General features: G+C 66.5%; 13 protein-coding genes. 10 read left to right on the top strand and 3 right to left on the bottom strand.

Annotated elements, in window-relative coordinates; all coding sequences use genetic code 11:
* Window positions 1-32: 32 nt before the first annotated feature.
* The 10 genes from F0357_RS23045 to F0357_RS23005 all read left to right on the top strand — a co-directional run bounded on the left by F0357_RS23045 (window position 33) and on the right by F0357_RS23005 (window position 8,648).
* Window positions 33-713 (top strand): TenA family protein, encoded by a 681-nt coding sequence (locus tag F0357_RS23045; protein ID WP_153490856.1) that lies wholly within the window; start codon window positions 33-35, stop codon window positions 711-713.
* Window positions 714-765: 52 nt separating this feature from the next.
* Complete coding sequence (locus F0357_RS23040) at window positions 766-1,542, top strand: ABC transporter ATP-binding protein (RefSeq protein ID WP_153491589.1); 777 nt, start codon at window positions 766-768, stop codon at window positions 1,540-1,542.
* Window positions 1,542-2,315 (top strand): ABC transporter permease, encoded by a 774-nt coding sequence (locus F0357_RS23035; RefSeq protein ID WP_153490853.1) that lies wholly within the window; start codon window positions 1,542-1,544, stop codon window positions 2,313-2,315. Before F0357_RS23040 ends, F0357_RS23035 begins: the two co-directional genes overlap by 1 nt.
* Before the next feature lie 62 nt (window positions 2,316-2,377).
* Window positions 2,378-3,316, top strand: coding sequence for an ABC transporter substrate-binding protein (locus F0357_RS23030; RefSeq protein WP_153490849.1), 939 nt, complete (start codon window positions 2,378-2,380; stop codon window positions 3,314-3,316).
* A 29-nt stretch (window positions 3,317-3,345) separates the two neighbouring features.
* Window positions 3,346-4,623 (top strand): acetylornithine deacetylase, encoded by a 1,278-nt coding sequence (locus tag F0357_RS23025; RefSeq protein WP_153490846.1) that lies wholly within the window; start codon window positions 3,346-3,348, stop codon window positions 4,621-4,623.
* 147 nt (window positions 4,624-4,770) lie between these two features.
* Complete coding sequence (gene hpxO / locus F0357_RS23020; RefSeq protein ID WP_153490842.1) at window positions 4,771-5,934, top strand: FAD-dependent urate hydroxylase HpxO; 1,164 nt, start codon at window positions 4,771-4,773, stop codon at window positions 5,932-5,934.
* A 342-nt stretch (window positions 5,935-6,276) separates the two neighbouring features.
* Window positions 6,277-7,500 (top strand): cytochrome P450, encoded by a 1,224-nt coding sequence (locus F0357_RS23015; protein WP_246161864.1) that lies wholly within the window; start codon window positions 6,277-6,279, stop codon window positions 7,498-7,500.
* A 3-nt stretch (window positions 7,501-7,503) separates the two neighbouring features.
* Window positions 7,504-7,827: a 2Fe-2S iron-sulfur cluster-binding protein gene (locus tag F0357_RS23010; RefSeq protein ID WP_153490829.1), complete on the top strand. Its 324-nt coding sequence runs from the start codon at window positions 7,504-7,506 to the stop codon at window positions 7,825-7,827.
* A gap of 103 nt (window positions 7,828-7,930) precedes the next feature.
* Entirely contained in the window at window positions 7,931-8,065 is a 135-nt protein-coding gene (locus tag F0357_RS25045; RefSeq protein ID WP_281350425.1) for a hypothetical protein, read from the top strand.
* A 49-nt stretch (window positions 8,066-8,114) separates the two neighbouring features.
* The gene (locus tag F0357_RS23005; protein WP_153490825.1) at window positions 8,115-8,648 is read left to right on the top strand and encodes a MarR family winged helix-turn-helix transcriptional regulator; all 534 of its coding nucleotides are present in this window, start codon (window positions 8,115-8,117) and stop codon (window positions 8,646-8,648) included.
* A 93-nt stretch (window positions 8,649-8,741) separates the two neighbouring features.
* On the opposite strand, the gene F0357_RS23000 is transcribed toward F0357_RS23005, so the two are convergent.
* The 3 genes from F0357_RS23000 to F0357_RS22990 all read right to left on the bottom strand — a co-directional run bounded on the left by F0357_RS23000 (window position 8,742) and on the right by F0357_RS22990 (window position 19,914).
* The gene (locus tag F0357_RS23000) at window positions 8,742-9,740 is read right to left on the bottom strand and encodes a hypothetical protein (RefSeq protein WP_153490821.1); all 999 of its coding nucleotides are present in this window, start codon (window positions 9,738-9,740) and stop codon (window positions 8,742-8,744) included.
* 86 nt (window positions 9,741-9,826) lie between these two features.
* On the bottom strand, window positions 9,827-11,839 hold the full coding sequence (locus F0357_RS22995; protein ID WP_153490817.1) for a ShlB/FhaC/HecB family hemolysin secretion/activation protein: 2,013 nt from the start codon (window positions 11,837-11,839) through the stop codon (window positions 9,827-9,829).
* Window positions 11,836-19,914: an MBG domain-containing protein gene (locus F0357_RS22990; RefSeq protein ID WP_153490814.1), complete on the bottom strand. Its 8,079-nt coding sequence runs from the start codon at window positions 19,912-19,914 to the stop codon at window positions 11,836-11,838. Before F0357_RS22990 ends, F0357_RS22995 begins: the two co-directional genes overlap by 4 nt.
* Window positions 19,915-20,306: the final 392 nt, after the last annotated feature.

Genomic DNA, 20,306 nt, shown 5'->3' with positions numbered 1-20,306 from the left:
GAGCGACCGGGATGTCAGCGGTCGAGGCGGAAATGAGTGAGATCGACTTCGAATATGGTCTGTTCGGCCGGCTGCGCGCGGCGGCGGGCGAGGAGTGGACGCATTATGTGCGCCATCCCTTCGTGCAGCAGCTCGGTCGCGGCACGTTGCCGGAGCGCTGCTTCCGCCGCTTCCTCACCCAGGATTACCTGTTCCTGATCCACTTCGCCCGCGCCTACGGGCTCCTCGTCTACAAGAGCACCTCGATCGCCGACATTCGCTCAGCGACCGCCTCGCTCAACGCCATCGTCGGCGAACTGCCGGTCCATATCGGCTATTGCCGCTCCTGGGGGCTCGAGGAAGATGCCATCCTCGCCGAGCCCGAGGCGCCGCAGACCATCACCTACACCCGCTACGTCATCGATGTCGGGCTCACCGGCGATGCCCTCGACCTGATGGCCGCGCTCCTGCCGTGCGTCGCCGGCTACGGCGAGATCGGCGAGATCCTGATGGCCGATCCGACGACCGTGCTCGACGGCAGCCCCTACGGTGCGTGGCTGCGCAATTACGAGGGCGAGGAATACCGGGAGAGCGTCGCCAAGGCGATCCGCGCGATCGACGAGGTCGGACGCCGGCGCGGTGGCGACGCCCGCTTCGACAGCCTGTCGGAGATCTTCACGACCGCGACCCGGCTCGAATCCGCGTTCTGGCAGATGGGCCTCGACGCCGCCTGAGCCACCACCCGCTGTGCCGCCGGTCCGGCTGGACGAGGAGAGCGTCTTGACGATGCACACGAAACCCGATCCGGAGACGATCGAGGCGGCCGATCTGCCGCCGCCGGCGCCGCCCGGCATCCGGATCGAGGGGCTTTCGCTTCGGTTCGAGAGCCATCTCGTCTTCGACAATCTCACCTTCGAGATCGCCGGCGGCGAGTTCGTGGCGCTGCTCGGGTCGAGCGGCGTCGGCAAGTCGAGCCTCCTCAAGATCATCGCCGGCCTCGCCAAGGCGACGACCGGCCGCGTCGTCGGCACCGACGGCGCCCCGATCCCGGGGCGCATCGCCTATATGGGCCAGCAGGATCTGCTCTATCCCTGGCTCTCGGTGATCGAGAACGTGACCCTCGGGGCGCGCCTCCGGGGCGAGAAGGCGGACCTCGACTGGGCCGGCCACCTCCTCGAGCGCGTCGGCCTCGCCGAGCGCCGCAAGGCATTGCCGTCGGCCTTGTCGGGCGGCATGCGCCAGCGGGTCGCGATCGCGCGCACACTCTACGAGCGCCGGCCGATCGTGCTCATGGACGAACCGTTCTCCGCGCTCGACGCGATCACCCGAGCCCGGGTGCAGGATCTCGCGGCCGAGCTCCTCGAGGGTCGTACGGTGCTCCTCATCACCCACGATCCGATGGAAGCCTGCCGCCTCGGTCACCGGCTGATGGTGCTCGCCGGCGCGCCGGCGACGCTCGGGGCGCCGATCGTGGTCGCGGGCAAGCCGCCCCGCGCGCCCGACGACCCGGATCTGCTGCACAGCCAAGGTCATCTCCTGCGGCTCATGGTGGAGGCGAGCTGATGCCCCGCACCCTGCCCACGCTCCACCCCGGCCTGCGCGGCCTCGTCATCGCGGTCGGCCTGATCCTCGTCTGGTGGGCGGTCACGCTCCTCGGCATCCCGCCTTACATGCTGCCGTCGCCGCCCTCGGTCGCGGGCGCGTTGTGGAGCGGACGGGAATTCCTGATCTCCAACACGGCGATCACCCTCGGCGAGATCGTTCTCGGGCTCGGCTTCGGCCTCCTGCTCGGGGCGGCGCTGGCGCTCGCGATGATGGTTTCGGCGACCTTCGAGCGCTGGATGATGCCGGTCCTCGTCATCTCCCAAGCGATCCCGGTCTTCGCCCTCGCGCCGCTCCTGGTGCTCTGGTTCGGCTTCGGCCTCACCTCGAAGGTGGTCATGGCCGTGCTCGTCATCTTCTTCCCCGTCGCGGCCTCCTTCTTCGACGGGTTGAAGCGCACAGAGCCCGGCTGGCTCGATCTCGCCCGCACCATGGGGGCCTCGCCCGCCGCCCAGGTTCGCCACGTCCGGCTGATGGCGGCGCTGCCGGCCTTCGGCTCGGGCCTCAGGGTCGCCGCCGCGGTGGCACCGATCGGCGCCGTGATCGGCGAATGGGTCGGCGCCGCCGGCGGCCTCGGCTACGTCATGCTGAACGCCAACGCCCGCATGCAGACGGAGACCTGCTTCGCGGCGCTCTTCATCCTCGCCGTGCTCGCCGTTCTCATCTGGAAGCTCGTCGATGTCGCGGTAGCCCGCATGCTGTATTGGGTGCCCGCGGCGGACCGCCCCGCCTGACCCCCTCCCAAGACCCCGCAACCACCTCCCGCAACCGCCACCCCCCAACCTTGGAGCCGGACATGCTTCGGAAAGCCGCTTTGGGCCTTGCCTTCACGCTGATGACGATCTCCGCCGCCTCGGCGGCGGAGAAGGTGACCGTGCTGCTCGATTGGTTCATCAATCCGGATCATGCGCCGCTGCTGGTCGCCCAGCAGATCGGCGCCTTCAAGGATGAGGGGCTCGACGTCGAGATCATCCCGCCGTCCGATCCCTCGACGCCGCCCCGCCTCGTCGCGGCGAAGCAGGCCGACGTCGCGATCTCCTACCAGCCGCAGCTTTATCTCTATGCCCAGCAGGGTCTGCCGCTGGTGCGCATCGGCACCCTGATCGACGCCCCGCTCAACACGGTGCTGGCGCTCGGCTCGAGCGGCATCAAGACGATGGCCGATTTCAAGGGCAAGACGATCGGCTATTCGGTGAGCGGCATCGAGGAGGCGACGCTCGGCACCATGCTCGCCGACCACGGCGTCAAGCTCTCGGACGTGAAACTCGTCAACGTCAATTTCCAGCTCGTCTCCGCGCTGCTCTCCAAGCAGGTCGACGGGGTGATCGGCGGCTACCGCAATTTCGAGGCGAACGAGCTCAAGGAGCGCGGTGCCGATCCGGTCGTCTTCAAGGTCGAGGACAACGGCATCCCGACCTATGACGAACTGATCATCCTCGCCAACAAGGACGCCCTCGGCGAGCCGAAGCTGAAGAAGTTCCTGGCCGCGCTCAAGAAGGGGACCGAGTACCTTCTCGCCCACCCGACCGAGACGTGGGAGGCCTTCGCCAAGGAGCACAAGGATCTCGACAACGAGCTCAACAAGACCGCGTGGCGCGAGACCCTGCCCCTGTTCGACAAGGACCCGGCGGCGCTCGATACGGCGCGTTATCAGGCTTACGCCAAATTCCTTTTGGACAACAAGGTGATCACGAAGGATCTTCCGGTCTCGGATTATGCCGTCGAACTGAAGTGAGCGGCTAAGCGGACAGGCGGGAGGCGGTGATGGCGGGCGATCTCGATGGCATTCTGGCGCGGGTCGATGCGGAGGAGGATCGCCTCGTCGATCTCCTCTGCCGGCTGATCGCCTTCGAGACGCCGTCACCGCCGGCCCGCAACACCGCACTGGCGCAGGCCTTCATGGCCGGCGAACTCGCCGCGCTCGGCTTTGCCATCGACACCTGGGACGTCCATCCCGGCGATCCGAACGTGGTCGGCGTTCTCAAGGGCGCCGACCCCGAGCGCCATCGCAGCCTGATCCTCAACGGCCACATGGACGTCGCCGAGGTGCAGGCGGGCGAGGCCTGGGAGACGGGGCCGTTCGAGCCGGTGGTCCGCGACGGTGCCGTGATCGGCCGCGGTGCGGCGGACATGAAGGGCGGCCTCGCCGGCGCCCTGTTCGCCCTCACGATCCTCAAGGAGGGCGGCGCGGCTCTCGGCGGCGACATCATCTTTCAATCGGTGATCGGCGAGGAGGTCGGCGAGGCGGGCACGCTGCAATGCTGCACCCGCGGCTACACGGCCGACTTCGCCCTGGTGGTCGACACCTCCGACCTGCGCATCCAGGGGCAGGGCGGCGTCATCACCGGCTGGATCGTGCTGAAAAGCCCGCAGACCTTCCACGACGGCACCCGCCGGCAGATGATCCATGCCGGCGGCGGGCTGTTCGGTGCGAGCGCCATCGAGAAGATGGCGAAGATCGTGCTCGGCCTCCAGGAGCTCGAGCGGCACTGGGCGGTGACGAAGTCCTATCCCGGCTGCCCACCCGGCGCGACGACCATCAATCCCGCGGTGATCGAGGGTGGCCGCCACGCCGCCTTCATCGCCGACGAATGCCGGCTCTGGATCACCGTCCACACCTATCCGAACGAAAAGCACGAGGCGGTCGCCCGCGAGATCGAGGACTGGGTGCTGGCGCTCGCTCACGCCGACCCCTGGATGCGCGCGCATCCCCCGACCTTCCGCTGGGGCGGCACCTCGATGATCCTCGACCGCGGCGAGATCTTTCCGGCTCTCGAGGTCGATCCGGCCCACCCGGCCGTCGGCCTCCTCGCGGCCGCCCACGCGACGGAGACGGGCGCCCCGGCGATCCTCGACGTCTCCCCCACGGTGACCGACGGCGGCTGGTTCGGCGACGCCGGCATTCCCGCGGCGATCTATGGGCCCGGCGATCTCCGGCACGCCCACGCCGTCAACGAGCAGGTCTCGGTCGCGCAGCTCAAGACCTTCACGAAATCCCTCATCCGCTTCATCCATGGCTGGTCCAACACGCCGCGGGCGTGACACGGCCGCCACAAGACGGCTTCCCTCATCGTCACCCCGTCGACGGGCGCGAAATGCGGGCACGCCGCGAGATCCGAAGACATCGGCACCGAAGCGAACTATGCCCTCCTTCCTGATTGGGGTCCGCAATTTGGGAACGACTCGGGAATGAAGATCAGCGTCGTCGGTGCCGGCATGGGCGGCCTGTGTGCGGGCCTCGCGCTCCGGCGCCTCGGTCATGAGGTCCGGGTCTACGAGCGGGTCAGGGAAATCAGGCCGGTCGGCGCCGCCATCTCCCTGTGGTCGAACGGTGTCGCCTGCCTCGAACGGTTGGAGCTCGGGGACGAGATCGCAGCGATCGGCGGTGATCTGCGGGCGATGGCCTATGTGGACGGCCTCTCCGGCGAGACGATGACGGCGTTCAGCCTCGATCCTCTGATGCAGGCCGTCGGCCACCGCGCCTATCCGGTTTCGCGCGCGGATTTGCAGGCGATGCTGATCTCCGCCTTCGGCCGCGGCGATATCCGCTTCGGCACCGAGCTGACCGATCTTCACGAAGGCGCCGATGGCGTCACCGCCGTCTTTGCCGACGGCACCCGCGAGCAAGCCGATCTGCTGATCGGCGCCGACGGCGCGCATTCGGTCGTGCGGCGCCACGTGCTCGGCAAGGTCGTCGTGCGCCGCTATGCCGGCTACGTCAACTGGAACGGCCTCGTGTCCATGGACGGGGCGTTCGCCCCGGTCGATCGCTGGACCACGTTCGTCGGCGAGGGCAAGCGGGTGTCGCTGATGCCAGTCTCCGGCCGGCGTTTCTATTTCTTCTTCGATGTTCCGTTGCCCTCCGGCCTCGAGAACAATCGCGCCGACTACAAGGCGCTGCTGCGCGCGTATTTCGGCGGCTGGGTGCCGGAGGTTCAGGCTCTGATCGATGCCATCGAGCCGGAGACGACGAACCGTGTCGAGATCTTCGATATCGATCCGTTCGTGCCGTGGGTGACAGGCCGTGTCGCCCTTCTCGGCGACGCGGCCCACAACACTACCCCCGATATCGGGCAGGGCGGATGCATGGCGATGGAGGACGCCGTTGTCCTCGCCGAGGCCCTGTCGCGGCACGACGGTTCGCTCGACGCGGGGCTGCAGGCCTACGAAGCCGCGCGGGCTCCGCGCACGCGGGAGCTGGTCTTGAAGGCGCGGCGGCGCTGCGAGATCACCCACGCCGCCGATCCCGGGGCGACGACGCGGTGGTACGCCGACCTGCGCCGGGAGGACGGCTCGAATATCCTCGACGGGCTCATGAAGAACATCCTCGGCGGCCCCTTGTCCGGCCGCTGAAACAGCGCCCCGCCGTCGCTGTTCGGGCCCGCCTTGAGGGAGCGGCCGACCTTGCTTTCTTTCGGCGAGGCTGCCGAGCCGGGGACCGCCGACGCCGGCCCAATTCTTGTCGAGAGATTTGAGTTGACATTGCAACTCATATAAGCACACCCTACGAGTTGTTATCACAACTCAAGAATAACCCGCCGCCCGACGAGCGGGGACGCCGGCGGACGTTCGAGCCACATCAAAACACGGGAAATCACGCCGCGCGGACCGCCCGGAGGCTCTGCCCCGGGCGGAAGTCGGCTGAACTGACGCGACAAGATCGTCAGATGTGCTGAAAAGGGAGGAGAGACCGCAATGGAGATGATCGAAGGGCATCTCGCCTTCAGGCCCACAGAAGGTGTTCCGATCTGGGACATCGACCCGTTCGACGAGGAAATCCTCGCCGATCCCAACGAATATTATGCCGAGCTGCGCGCCAAGGGGTCGCTCGTCTATATTCCAAAATATTCCGTTCTCGCATCGGGACGGTATGACGAAACGAAGGAGATCTTTTCCGATCACACCCGTTTCGTGTCGTCGCGGGGTGTCGGCCTGAACGATTTCCGCTATGGAACGCCTTGGCGTCCTCCGTCGATCATCCTGGAAGTGGATCCGCCGGAGCACACCCGCACGCGCAAAGTCATGGCGAAGGCGCTGTCACCCAAGGCCATCGCGAAGTTCAAGGACGCCTTCCACGCGAAGGCCGTCGAGCTGGTGGACGCGCTGCTCGAGAAGCGTCGTTTCGAAGCGGTGTCGGACCTCGCGGAGGCCTTTCCGACCGCCGTCTTTCCCGATGCGCTGGGAATGGTCGATCACGACCCGCGCCCGTTGGTCGACTACGGGGCCATGGTCTTCAATTCGATGGGACCGGACAACGCGCTGCGCCGCAAGGCGACGGCGATGATCCCCGAGATCGTGCCCTGGATCATGGCTGCGTGCGCCCGCTCGCGCTTGCGCCCCGGGGGCATGGGATCGGTCATCTACGAGGCCGCGGACGCGGGCGAGATCACGCAGGAAGAGGCAGGTCTGCTGATCCGCTCGTTCCTGTCTGCGGGGGTCGACACGACCGTTACCGGGATCGGCAACGCCTTGTGGTGCCTCGCCGCCAATCCGGCGGAATATGAACGGCTCAAAGCGGATCCGTCGCTCGCGCGGCCGTGTTTCGAGGAGGTGCTGCGCTATACCTCGCCGGTGCACACCTTCGGGCGCACCGCGGCGGTGGCGACGGAAGTGTCCGGCGTGACGATCGCGGAATCGAGCAAGATCCTCTGCGTGCTCGGTGCGGCCAATCTCGACCCGGAGAAATGGGGCGATCCGGACCGTTTCCGCATAGAGCGCAGGCCGGTGGGTCATCTGGCGTTCGGTGCGGGCATCCACGGCTGCGTCGGCCAGAACATCGCGCGGCTCGAGCTCGAAACGCTTCTCACCGTGCTGGCGGCGAAGGTCGACCGGATCGAGTTCGCCGGTGCGGCGGTGTGGCGGCCGAACAACGCCATCCATGCCCTCGACCGCATGCCCCTCGAGTTCATCGGGAAATAATCCATGCCAAAGATCGTTTTCATGTCTTTCGACGGCGCCCGATCCGTCGTCGACGCCCGCGCCGGCGACAGCGTGATGCGCGCCGCCATCTCGAACGGCGTCGACGGGATCGTCGGCGAATGCGGCGGCGCCATGATGTGCGCCACCTGTCATTGCTATGTCGACGACGCTTGGATCGAAGCGGTCGGCGCGCGGGCCGACGGCGAGGAGGACATGCTCGAAAGCGCCGTCGGCGTGGTGAAACCGTCGAGCCGGCTCTCGTGCCAGATCCGCGTTCGTGCCGATCTCGACGGGCTCGTCGTGCACCTTCCGCAGCGTCAGACGTGACCCATGGGGTCGCCATCGGCGTCAGGCCCGCCGGGGTTTCGGCTTGCGGCGAGCCTCCGGCGTAAAGGCTTCTCCGACGGCGTCGCGTTGACCGGCGAGGAGCATGCTCTCCTTTACCGTCGCCGGGGTAGACGCCGTCCTCGCCGTCGAAGGTGAGAGCGTGCCGAGCCTTGTATTCCGCTTCAAATCTGGAAAATTGCGGGCGTCGGAGACGGTCAAGGCCGCCACCGAACAATAGCCGCGCGCCAGTTCGCGGCCCTGGCGAAATCGAGGAAAGCACGCCCAGCATGACATCCGCCGAGACGCCGAAGACCGTGCCGCCGCCAGCCGGTACAGCCTGCCCGGAAGGCCGCCTGTCGCGCCCGACCACGACACGCGACGGCGTCGAGATCCTCGACATCACGAACTACACGCCGTTTTTCCTGTCCAGCATCAACAACGCGCTGTCGCGCGGTGCCTCAAGCCTCTACCGCGAGCGCTTCGGGATCGGCATCAGCGAGTGGCGGGCCGTCTCGATGCTGGCGATCGAGCCCGACATCACGGCGGCGCGGATCTGCGAGGTCATCAATCTCGACAAGGCAGCCGCCAGCCGGGCATTGGCGACGCTCGACGAGTTCGGCTTTCTTCAATCCGAAGTGTCGGAGACGGATCCTCGCAAGAAGCGCTGGCGCCTCAACCGTAAGGGCTACGAACTGCACGAAGCGATCATGCGGATCGCGCTCGCCCGTGAGGAGACCTTGATCGACGGGGCCGATCCGCAGGACCTCGAGGCGACCATCCGCGTGATGCGGCTGATGCTGAAGAACCTGCGCAACCTATAGCGGAATCACAACGATGGTGGAACGAACACAAGCGGCGGCCATCGCCGCCTGACTCAAGGGCGCTGAGCCTCCGACGAAACCAGGCGATTCGTGCTACGCGATCGCAGCGACGAAATGGGGGACGACATATTTCAACGCGATCCCGGCGTTGTGCGAGGCGGGGAACTCCTGTCCGTATAGGCCAGCGGCCTCGTCGGGGAAGTGGCAAATCCGGTTCGAAATCGCCGACACATAGATGAACGGCTTGTCCCACATGGAGCGGATAACCCCGTGTGTCGTCTCAACGGACGTTATATTCGCTGCTCCGGCCTGCCGCGCCGCCACGATGGCATTCGTATCCGCCTCGCAATAGGGCGGCGTCTCATTGACAGAGCTGATTCCCACCGCGTCCGCTGATATCACGAGCTGCAGGACGCTCGCCGGACGGTTTTGGGGCGCGATCATTTGCGAGTTGATCTCGACCAATAGTATTTGATCCGCGGAAACATTCGAAAAGAACGTTGCTGGGACACGGCTCGGAACGAGCATTCCCATATGGCCCGGCCACGACCAGCCTTCGTGCGCGCCACGTGAAGCATCATGGATGAAGATCGTGCCACCGATCGCAGCGCAGCCATTGTTGGAGGGCAGGCCGGGATAGGCCGCCGTGCCGAATGCGATGACCCCATCCGGTGCGCCCGCCGCATATTCCGTGATCTGGCCCATCGCGATCAATTTCTTAGCGCTGTTTCCGTCCGTAAATGCGAGGTCGTCGATGCACCAAATCTCCATTGTCGCCGCGGGGTCCATATCCGATGGCGTCTTGAAGACGTCAACGAGGCACCGCGGCATCGCTCGCTCGTGCATCGGCATTGTGAGATCGGTTCGAACTCGTGACCAACGCGGCCATTTAACTTGATAAGGCGCACTGAGGTTTGGGCTGTGTGCCATTTGATTACATAGGGCGGCCATAAGGCCGTCGGCCTCGTGATCCCGATTGGCCACGACAACGATGCGAAGCTTCTGCTTCGGGATCGTTTGGGCGCGCAGGACATTCGGAGCACTGATCAGAGCTGCGCCGGCGCCTGTCAGAAAGCTCCTACGATTGAACATTGCTTTCCTCGCCGCAGGTCACTCGCGCGTCGGACATCGGCGCCGACGCCGAGCATACCCCGTCCTTGGCGATGATGCTCAACCGTTCAGAACGCGATGCTGAAGCGCCCCTGGACCGTAACCGTCCCGCGGTCTGTTTCGGGTCCGTTGGTGAGGGCGACGCCGGCCAGCGCCCCGGCTTGGACGTTGTGGGCGAGGGTGTAGTCGATGCCGGCGCCGAGGCCGACCAAGGTGGTGTTGGCGTTCTGCTCGAGGCTCTGCAGGGCGTTGAGGTTGTAGTTGTAGCCGTAGCCGACATCGAGGAAGGCGTAGGGCGAGACGACATCGTCGAGGGCGCCGATGCCGGGCGCCTTGAGCCCGAGGGCGCCGAGGAGCGGGAAGGTCGGCAGCCGCAGTTCGTCGCGCAGCACCAAGCCGGCGTCGACGCTGCCGTCGTCGAGCGTGTAGCCGCGGGTGCCGTAATAGCCGCCGATGGCGAGCTGCTCGGTGTCCGGCAGCGCCTGGCCGGCGATCTGGCCGGTGAGGCTCGTGTTCCAGGAGAAGCCCTTGAGGAACGTCGCCCCCGACAGGCCGGGCAGGGTGACGAGCGGGGTGACCTGGGTCAGCGTCGCATAGAGATAGGCATATTCCGCGCTCGTCACCCGGCCGTTCGAGAAGGTCTCCCAGGTGGCGTCATTGTTGCCGGGGACGAGGCCGCCGGGATTGACGAGGAGGCGGACGTCGAGGGCGGTGGAGCCGCCCTCGGCATGATCCCACGATCCGGCCCAGCCGGCGACGAGGTCGAACACGCCGGCCGATCCCTCGGCGATGTCGGTGCCCTGATACCAGGTCTTGCGCGACAGCCAGCGCGGCGTCACCCCGCCATAGATCTCGCCCCAGCCGGCGAGGGAGGAGGAGAGGTTGGAGAGGGCGGAGCGGTAGAGGATCGGCAGTTCGAAGGTGGTGTTCTGGAAGGTGAGGAGGTCGCCGGCGGCGTCCTGGCTGGTGGCGACGAAGCTCGGGGCGACCTCGATCGACTGGCGGGCGAAGGTGGGCAGCGCGATGCGCCCGGCCTGGCTGACATAGGAGGGCCAGTCGGTGCCGGAGAGGTTGATGGAGGCGGGGTTGGAGAGAAGGTTGCCGCTGCCGGTGAGCTGGTAGGAGAGGGTGAGGTCGTGGAGGGCCTCGATGCCGGCGCCGAAGCCGACGAAGTAGCGGTTGAGGTCGGTCTCCTTGGTGCCGGTGTTGGCCCATCCGGCATAGGCCTGCCAGGGCTTGGCGCGGGAGACCTCGAGGGTGAGGTCGCTGGAGCCGGGGGTCGAGCCGGGTTCGAAGACGCCGTTGAGCTGGCGGTAGGGATAGCGGTTGATCCAGTCGAGGTCCTCGGAGACTTGGGTTCCCTCGATGATCTGGCCTTGCGGGGCGCGGACGGAGGCGGCGAGGGCGGCATCGGTTGCGGCGGCGTTGGCCGGATCGTCGACTTTGACGGAGCCGGCCTTGAAGGGGACGACGCGCAGTTGGAGGACGCCGGAGGTGACCTCCTGGGGCGGGGCGGTGACGGAGACGAAGGGGCGTCCGGCGCCGCGATAGGTCTTGGCGATGGCGGCCTGGATATCGGCGACGAGCTTGCGGGAGAGCGGCTTGCCGAGGAAGGGCTTCAGGGCGGCGTCGAGGCGGGCGGCGGGGACGCCCTCGATGCCGGTGAAGGATAGGCCCGACCGAGGCTTGGCGGTGACGGCGACGTCGGGCCCGATGAGGCGGATGCCGATGAGGTCGGTGCCGAGGGGCGCGGTGTCCTCGGCCGGCGTGGCGGGGGCGGTGCCTTGCGCGAGGCCGCCGGTGGTTCCGACGATGGGGGCAGGTTGCGCTCGACGACGCCGCGGGCCTGGGCGAAGGCGGCCTGCGGCACCCCCGCGAGGGCGGCTGCGAGCGTCAGGCCGAGCAGGGCAGGCGAGAGGCGGGCCGGGAGAACGGAGCGGCGAGCGGGCATCGGGGCGGAACTCTCGGTCGGACGGGACGAAACGGGATCGGATCGCGGCGGCGTCTCGGCGACGACGAGCGCCGCCTATCGCAAGGTGGAGGCCGGCGGCGTCCGTTCGGTCGCCGCCGGCCGGGATCATTGCACCGTCGCAGCACCGTTGCCAGTCGGCGACGGCCGCGGGGTGGCGGCGGAGAAGGTGAGGAAGCGGCCGACGCGGCGGTTCTCGGGATGCGGCGTCGCCGTGCAGGCGGCACTCGACGTCGCCCCGCCGGTGCAGCCGGAGCCGCTCGCCTCCGTCGTGCCGCCGCTGGCTGAACCACCCGACGCCTGGGTCGCCGTGCCGCCGCTCTCGCCGCCGGTCACCGTGAGGGGCGACGTCGTGCTCGTGGTGAACACGACGGTGGCGTTGGAGGCCGAGGTCTCGACGAAGCGGTTCGGCGTCGCCGCGAGCGCGGCCGCGACCGCGACCGGCGGAACGCCCGCCGTGTTCGGTGGCACGGGCGCGGCCGTCACCGTGAGTGCGCCCGGAACGTAGGTCAGCGCATAGTTCGCCGAGGCGCCGAGCGTACCCTGGAGGATGGCGTAGACACCGGCGGGCGACCCGGCCGTCGCCGCTGTGGCGAGCGCGCCGGAGAGCGCGTCGCCGTCGACGAGCGAACCATGGATCACCGACCAACCGAGCGCCGGCACCGCCGTCCCCGCGACCATCGCCGCATCGTTCCCCGCCACCGTGATCGCTCGCGGCGTCACATTCAGCACACCGTCGACATAGGTGAGCGCGTAGTTGGCGGAGGCCGCGAGTGTGCCCTGGGTGACGGCATAGGTGCCGACATTCGCGGTCGGCGAGGCCGCGGTCGCGAGCGCGCCGGAGAGCGTGTCGCCGTTGACGAGGTTGCCACTCGTGACGCTCCACGTCAGCCCCGGCACGCCGTCGCCGTAGGTCATCGCCTTCGCGTCCGCTGCGACGGTGATCGTCCGCTGGGCGACGGTGACCGCGCCTGCCTGGTAGGCGATCGCGTAGTTCGCGTTGTCGAGCGTCCCCCGACTGATCGCATAGGTGCCGACGTTGGCGGTCGAGGAGGCGGTCGTCGCCAACGAGCCGGCGAGCGTGTCGCCGTTGACGAGGTTGCCGCTCGTGACGCTCCAGGTCAGCCCCGGCACGCCGTCGCCGTAGGTCATCGCCTTCGCATTCGCCGCGACCGTGATCGCCCGCTGGCCGACGATCAGGCTGCCAGCTTCGTAGGTGATCGCGTAGTTGCCTGAGGTCAGCCCGGACGCGGTGATGGCATAGGTCCCGGCGTTGACCGCGCCTTGCGCCGTCCCGCCGTAACCAAGCGTCCCGCCCAGGGCGGAGGCATCCTCATTGTTGACGAAGCCGGTATAGGTGACGCCGTTGCCGCCTGAGAATGCCTGCCCGTCATAGATCTTCGACGCATCGTTCGCCGCCACCGTCAACCTCGCTGGGGTCACGGTGAAAGCACCCGACTGGAAGGAGATCATATAGTTGCCGGACGCGGCACCTTCGAGCGTGCCACCTGCGGCGCTCGCACTATAGGTGCCGCCGACATTCGAGGTTGCATTCGCGGTCGTGGAATAGGTGAGCCCCGTGAGATTGGCGTCGCTCTGTCCGTTCTGCCAGCCGGTTGCGGTGAAGGCGTAGGTCGGGCTCGTGGACCCGTAGGTCTGGGTGCCGGTCGCGGTCACAATGAGGGACGCCGGGTCGACCCGGAATCCGCGGCTCGTATAGCTGATGGAATAGTTTCCGGCCGCAGGACCGGTCAGCGTGCCACCGCTCGCGCTCGCGGTGTAGTTGGTGCCGACATTGGAGGCCGCCGTCGCGTTCGTGGAGAAGACGAGGCCCGTCAGGTTCGCATCGGTCTGGCCGTTCTGCCAGCCGAATATGTCGAACATATAGCTCGGGGTCGTGGAGCCGTAGGTCTGGGATCCGCGGAAGCGGACGTAGAGCTGCGCCGGCGTCACGGTGAAGGCGCCCGAAACGAAGTCGAGGGTGTAGTTGCCGTCGGCAGGCCCGGTCAGTTGGCCTCCGGTGGCGCTGGCGGTGTAGGCCCCGCCGGCATTGGACGTGGCATCGGCCGTCGAGGAATAGACGAGACCGACGAGGTAGCCGTCGGTCTGACCGTTCTGCCAGCCGGTCGCCGTGAAGGCATAGGTCGGGCTCGTCGAGCCATAGGTCTGGGTGCCCGTGACCGCCACGGTGAGGGTGGCCGGGGTCACGGCGAAGGCGCCGGATTGATAGGCGATCGTGTAGTTGCCGGCCGCCGCGCCGGTCAGCGTGCCGCCGGTCGCGCCCGCACTATAGCTTCCGCCGGCGTTCGACGTTGCGGTCGCGCTCGTGGAATAAGCGAGGCCGGTGAGGTTGGCGTCGGTCTGGCCGTTCTTCCAACCGGTCGCCGTGAAGGCATAGGTCGGGCTCGTGGACCCGTAGGTCTGTGTGCCCGTCGCGGTCACCGTGAGGGTCGCCGGGGTGACGCTGAAGGCGCCGGATTGGTAGGCGATCGTATAATTGCCCGCGGCTTGTCCGGTCAGAGTGCCGCCGGACGCGCTCGCATTATAGGTGCCGCCGGCGTTCGAGACCGCGCTGGCGGTGGTCGAGAACGCGAGGTTGGTGAGGTTGGCGTCGCTCTGGCCGTTCTGCCAGCCGCTCGCGGTGAAGCCGTAGGTCGGGCTCGTCGAACCGTAGGTCTGGGTGCCCGTCGCCGTGACCGTGAGCGTTGCCGGCGTCACGTTGAAGGCCCCGGATTGGAAGACGAGCGTGTAGTTGCCGGCGGCGGGGCCGGTCAGCGTGCCGCTCGTGGCGCTCGCCGTATAGCTCCCGCCGGCATTCGCGGCGGCGTCGGCCGTCGTCATATAGGCGACGTTGGTCAGATTGGCGTCGCTCTGACCGTTCTGCCAGCCGCTCGCGGTGAAGGCGTAGGTCGGGCTCGTCGAACCGTAGGTCTGGGTCCCGGTGGCGGTCACCGTCAGGGTCGCCGGGGTCACCTTGAAGGGCCCGTCGAGATAGCTGAGGACATAATTGCCCGCCGCTGCGCCGGTCAGAGCGCCGCCGCTCACGGTCGAGGTGTAGCCGTTGCCGACATTCGACGTCGCGGTGGCGTTCGTGGAATAGACGAGCCCGGTCAGGTTGGCGTCCGATTGCCCGTTCTGCCAGCCGGTCGTCGAGATGATGAAGGTCGGGCTCGTCGAGCCGTAGGTCTGGCCGCCGCGAACGCCGATTTCCAGCGTCGCCGGCGTGACGGTGAAGGCGCCGGAGACGAAGTTGAGCGTGTAGTTGCCGTTTGCGAGCCCCGTCAGCAAGCCGCCGGTGGCGCTCGCGGTGTAGGTGCCGCCGACGTTCGAGGCGGCGGAGGCGCTCGTGGAATAGACGAGACCGGTGAGGTTGGCGTCGCTCTGGCCGTTCAGCCAGCCCGATGCCGTGAAGCCGTAAGTCGGGCTCGTCGAGCCGTAGGTCTGGGTGCCCGTCGCCGTCACCGTGAGCGAGGCCGGGGTGATGGTGAAGGTGCCTGACTGGTAGACGATCGTGTAGTTGCCCGAGGCGGCGCCGGTCAGCGTGCCGCCGGTCGCGCTCGCCGTGTAGGTGCCACCGACGTTCGAGGCGGCGGAGGCACTCGTCGAATAGGCGAGCCCGGTCAGGTTGGAGTCGGTCTGGCCGTTCTGCCAGCCGGTCGCCGTGAAGCCGTAGGTGGGCGTCGTCGAGCCGTAGGTCTGGGTGCCGGTCGCGGTCACCGTCAGGGTGGCCGGCGCGACGATCAATGTATTGCCGTTATAAGCACTGTAGTAGAAGAGGCGATAGGAGACGCCGTCCTGGCTCGTCGCCGTGGTGTTCTGCGCGACGATCGGCGAGGAATGCGTCCCGGCGCTCGTTGTCGGATCGACCGCCACCGTGCCGCCTGGCAGCGTCAGGCTGTCCCCGGTCGGACCGAAGGCATAGGTTCCCGTGCCGCCGACGCCGCTGCTCGAGGTGATGGTGGCCGAGGAGCTGCCGTAGGTCGAGCTCGAGTTCACTTGATTGACCCAGACGACCGGCGTGAGGGCGAAGAGCTCCGGATAATAGCCGGCGCTCGAGGGCGCCCATTTGCCGCCGAGAGCCCAGTCGTTGCGAAAAGCAAGACTGGCGAACTCATTCGTATTCTGGAACACGCTGGTCGTCAGTCCCGTGACACCCGTCGCATTTGGGTTCGTTCCGACGCCGTTGGTCTGGTGGGTCGTGTCAAGGTCGAAGAAGGACCCGCTCAGTGTGCCCGACATGAAGCCAATGAGGCCGCCTGCTTTGGCTTGGTTCGTGGCGGTCGCCGTGACGGCGCCTGTCGCGTAAGTCTCGGACACCGAGCCGGAGCTGTAGCCGGCCAAACCGCCTGCGTAGCTGTTGACGCCGGATGCCGTCGCCGCGCCGGTCGCATAGGCGGTGGATATCGAACCATTGCCTTGGTAGCCCACTAGGCCGCCGCTGAAGGCGTTGTCGCTGCGGCTCGTGGCACTGGTGGCGCCGGTTGCATAAGCGGTGGTGATATTTGCGCCGTCTGCTTCACCAACGAGACCGCCCGCCTTGGTGATGTACGTCGCGTTCGCTTGAATCGCGCCTGTTGCATAGACGGTGTTGACGGAGCCGCCGGCGGCGTACCCGATCAGACCGCCGGCGAACGCGGCGGTCGTCCCTTCTGCCGAGACGGCACCGCTTGCGTAGGCCGTGGAGACCGTGCCGGTCGTCAGGCCGGCAAGCCCGCCCGCGAACCCCTGTCCACCCGAGCTCACACTGATGGTCCCGGACGCATGGACTCCGGTCAGGTCACCCAACGCCGAGCCGACCAGACCGCCGCCATAGGCGTCCGAGTCCGCCGACACCGTGACGTTGCCCGTCGCCGTGGAATTGATGACGGCACCATAGCTTTGACCGATCAAGCCGCCGCCAAAAGTCTCGTTGCTGTCCGTATTCGAGACGTTCACGGCCCCGGATGCTGAGACACCCGTGACGGTACCATACGTATATCCAGCAAGCATGCCGACGTAGAGGCTGCCGTTCGAGCCGGAAATCGTGACGCTTCCCCCGTCCAGTTGGAGATTCTTGATGGTGCCTCCCATGTCTGTATAGCCGAACAGGCCGTAATAGCCGGGGGTCGCGTTCGTCACGTTGATCGTGAGGCCTTTAATCTTGTGGCTTTCCCCATCGAACGTGCCCGTGAACCGAGTGCTGCCCGATGATCCACCGATTGGCACGAACCCTGCGGTGCCCCAGATGCCGGCGGCATCCGTGCCGACGGTTTCAGTCGCGTCGATGTCGGAACCCAGGATATACGAGCCCGCCAGATTGGCGCCGACTAGGGCGAGCTGACGGATGTTCGTTATGGTGACGACGCCACTCGCGTCGGCCCGCGCTGCCTCCCAGCGGCCGACAGGGCGCATATCGCCCGCTTGGTACCAGTCGGTCGTGAAGTTCCAGCCGGTGTACGCGCCCTGTGTGCGTGCCTGGGACGTCGACAGACCCGTAACCCCGCTCGACGAGCCGGAGCCGAGCCCGTTCGCTTGCCCGGTTGTGTCCTTGTCCCAAAAGGCGGAGGTGATCGTCCCAACGTAGTGGTAACCGACAAGTCCTCCGAGATACACGGACGAGCCAGAGCCCGAAACTCGACCCGTCGCGTATGTGGTCGATATGGAGTTATAATTGTATCCGACGAGACCGCCGGCAACTACGATATTGCCGCTGGCTGAAACACCTCCCAAGGCGTATGCCTTCGAGATCGTTGCCCCGGAACCGTTATTGCCGACCAGACCTCCTGCATAAGATCCGCCACCGCCTGTGGCTGTCGCCGTTACCGCGCCGCTAGCGTAGACTTGCGCTATTGCACCTAACGAATTGGTGCCGACCAAGCCGCCAGCATATACTATATATCCCGTGCCAGAGACATTGCCGTTTGAATATGATGTATTTAGAGTGCCTGCATTATATCCGACGAGCCCCCCAACGTAAGCCTCGCCACCTTGGTATGGAATGGGATCCAGTGGATTTGATGTCCTTATAGAAGTTCCATTAACGACGCTCGTTGCATAGGATCCCGTTATTTTTCCTAAATAATTATATCCTACGAGAGCGCCGATGATCGTAGTTGCTCCGGTGGCAGTTGCGCTGATGGTTCCGCCTATCAGGCCGACGTTCCGGACCGTTGCGCCGCTACCGATTCTCCCGAATAAGCCAACGTAAATATAAGAACTGCTCGCCACGTTTATCGTCAGGCCCGTGATGACCTTGTTCAAGCCGTCGAAGGTGCCTGTGAAGCTCGTAGCGACTCCGCCCAGTGGCACAAATCCGGCGCCGCTGTTCCAGCTCGCCGTGGCGCTAGCGTCGATGTCTTTGCCGAGGGCGTAGGTGCCGGCGAGGTTGGTGTTGATCGCCTGGAGTTGATTGACGTTGTTCACCAGCATGTAGGCGGTGATGGTCGTGCTCGTTCCGGCGTTAGTGGCATAGCTCGTCGGCGCCGTGTAGCTCGACGGGTTGTAGAAGATCGAAACGCCGCCGGAGGCGGTCGCCTTGATGCCGCTGCCGATGGTGACCGTCCCAGTGCCGGTACCCGCGTTGTCCGCGCGCAGCACGAGAGAGGAGGTTGATCCCCCGGTGACGTTGGCATTGACGAAAATGCTGCCGTAGGCCGACAGCGTCAGCGTCGAGCCGCTCGACCATGTGATCGGGGCCGCGACCGTGATGTTTCCGGCCTGAGTGCCGCCCGACCCGGTCGTGACCGTCACATTGGCGCCGGCGAGCGCGCTCTGCAATGTGTTGACGTTGAGCACGCTGTCGTCGGCGCTGGCGGTGAAACCGGTCATCCCCGTATCGGCGCCGGTCGAGATCGTCACATTGTAGGGATCGAGCAGCAGGGTACCGAAGCGGCCGGTGGCCGAGCGCAGGTCCGCGGTGCCGCGATAATCGAGCACGGCCTTGCCGGACACCTCGGCGTGGCCGCCCACCGTCGCGCCCGTCGCGCTGATCGCGCCCTGGAACGTCGTGTGCTCGTCCGACCAGACGACGACCTTGCCGCCTGCGCCGACGCTGCCGTCCGCCGCGATCGTCGCGCCCGACGCGACGTCGACCGTCTTCGCCGTCGCCACCGTCTCGGTCAGATAGTTCGTGGCGGCATTCTTGCCGCCCTGGAAGTCGCCGCCGACGAGCACCGTGCCGCCGATGGTGCCCGAGGCGTCGAGGCGGGAGGTCGAGCCGAGCGTGATGGCGTTGCCGCTCACCACGATCGAGCCGCCGGAATCGCCGTCGCCCTTGGCGTCGAGCGTGCCCGAGACGGCGACCGTCTTGCCCGAGACGCGGATGGCGCCGCCCTTCGCCTTGCCGCCGGAGGCGGCCGCCCGCGCCACGACCTTTTGGCTCACCTCGACGGTGCCGCTATCCCCGGCGGTGAGGAAGATGCGGCCGCCTTTCTTGGCGGTGCCGGTTGCGGCGATGACGCCGTCGGTGTTGCCGGCCAGCGCATAGACGTTGCCGCCGTTGGCGCGCAGTTCCGCCGCCGCGGCGCGGATCTTGCCGCTCGTCTTCGCCTCGGTGTCGGCGCCGCCGACCTTGACCACGAACTTGCCGCCATCGAGGTCGCCGTCACGGACGAGCACCTCGTAACCGGCGGCGAGCGCCGCGGTGCCGTTCGGAGCGGTGATGGTACCGGCATTCTCGACCTTGCGGGCGATGAGGGCGACGTCGCCGCCCAGCGAACCTATCTCGCCGTAGTTCACCACGCTCGCGGTGGAGGCGCCTTTGAAGGTGAGGTCACCGCCCTTCATGAAGTCGGCATCGAGCACGTCGAAGGTGGAGGCGAGGAACGAGCCGCCGGTGGCGATGCGGCCCGTCGTGCCGATGGTTATACCCGCCGGATTGACGAGGAAGAGCGAGCCGGTCGCGGTGATCGTGCCGTCGAGACGGGAGGGGACGTTGCCGGTGACGCGGTTCAGCGTCGCACCGGAGCCGTTTTGGAAGGCGACGGCGTTGCCCTGACCTACGGAGAACGACCGCCAATTGATGACGGCGTTGCGCGAGGTCTGGGTGACGACGAGGCTTGTGCCCGAGGGCGTCGCGATGGTGGCCGCACCGGCTGCGACGGAGCCTCCGGTCGGCAGCGACTGGGCGAAGCCCGGTCCGGCAAAGCCGACGACGAGCGCCACGCTCGTGAAAAGACGCTTCGATTCGCGACCAAAAGCCGAACGCATCGCATTCCCCTCGCCATAGCCTGTCCCCTTGTGGGGGACCCCCGATCTGCCGCGTCGCCGCGCCGGTCACGCACCTTTGAGAGGCGCGTTCGGAACCCTGCGGCGGCGGTGAGAGCAGTTCGCAAGTCGTGACGTTTAGGAGGAATACGAGATGAGTCAATTTAAAAAAGCATCGTTATTGTTTCTTTCGTAATCTTTCACCTTAGGTGTAATAGTAAAAGTGAGTCGAGATGCTCCAGATAGGCTCGCCAAGGAAAACTTTCAAAAAATTTCATACAAGTGTATAGCTAGAATGTTGGGTGTTGAGGAGGGGATGAGGCGACGGCAGAGCGGAGCTCGTCGTTGGCCTTTAAGACTTCTGGTGCAGGTTCAATCCGCAAAGACTGTTGACA

The sequence above is a fragment of the Segnochrobactrum spirostomi genome (assembly GCF_009600605.1).
Classification (GTDB): domain Bacteria; phylum Pseudomonadota; class Alphaproteobacteria; order Rhizobiales; family Segnochrobactraceae; genus Segnochrobactrum; species Segnochrobactrum spirostomi.
Note: the sequence above shows the minus strand (reverse complement) of the source record. Positions and strands in the feature narration are given on the sequence as shown.

Excerpts from the sequence above, each read along its gene's own strand:
- F0357_RS23010 (WP_153490829.1), top strand. The coding sequence starts at position 7,504 with ATGCCAAAGATCGTTTTCATGTCTTTCGACGGCGCCCGATCCGTCGTC.
- F0357_RS23000 (WP_153490821.1), bottom strand. The coding sequence starts at position 9,740 with ATGTTCAATCGTAGGAGCTTTCTGACAGGCGCCGGCGCAGCTCTGATC.
- F0357_RS22995 (WP_153490817.1), bottom strand. The coding sequence starts at position 11,839 with ATGATCCCGGCCGGCGGCGACCGAACGGACGCCGCCGGCCTCCACCTT.
- F0357_RS23040 (WP_153491589.1), top strand. The coding sequence starts at position 766 with ATGCACACGAAACCCGATCCGGAGACGATCGAGGCGGCCGATCTGCCG.
- F0357_RS23025 (WP_153490846.1), top strand. The coding sequence starts at position 3,346 with ATGGCGGGCGATCTCGATGGCATTCTGGCGCGGGTCGATGCGGAGGAG.
- F0357_RS23035 (WP_153490853.1), top strand. The coding sequence starts at position 1,542 with ATGCCCCGCACCCTGCCCACGCTCCACCCCGGCCTGCGCGGCCTCGTC.
- F0357_RS25045 (WP_281350425.1), top strand. The coding sequence starts at position 7,931 with ATGCTCTCCTTTACCGTCGCCGGGGTAGACGCCGTCCTCGCCGTCGAA.
- F0357_RS22990 (WP_153490814.1), bottom strand. The coding sequence starts at position 19,914 with ATGCGTTCGGCTTTTGGTCGCGAATCGAAGCGTCTTTTCACGAGCGTG.
- F0357_RS23030 (WP_153490849.1), top strand. The coding sequence starts at position 2,378 with ATGCTTCGGAAAGCCGCTTTGGGCCTTGCCTTCACGCTGATGACGATC.
- F0357_RS23015 (WP_246161864.1), top strand. The coding sequence starts at position 6,277 with ATGGAGATGATCGAAGGGCATCTCGCCTTCAGGCCCACAGAAGGTGTT.
- F0357_RS23045 (WP_153490856.1), top strand. The coding sequence starts at position 33 with ATGAGTGAGATCGACTTCGAATATGGTCTGTTCGGCCGGCTGCGCGCG.
- F0357_RS23005 (WP_153490825.1), top strand. The coding sequence starts at position 8,115 with ATGACATCCGCCGAGACGCCGAAGACCGTGCCGCCGCCAGCCGGTACA.
- hpxO (WP_153490842.1), top strand. The coding sequence starts at position 4,771 with ATGAAGATCAGCGTCGTCGGTGCCGGCATGGGCGGCCTGTGTGCGGGC.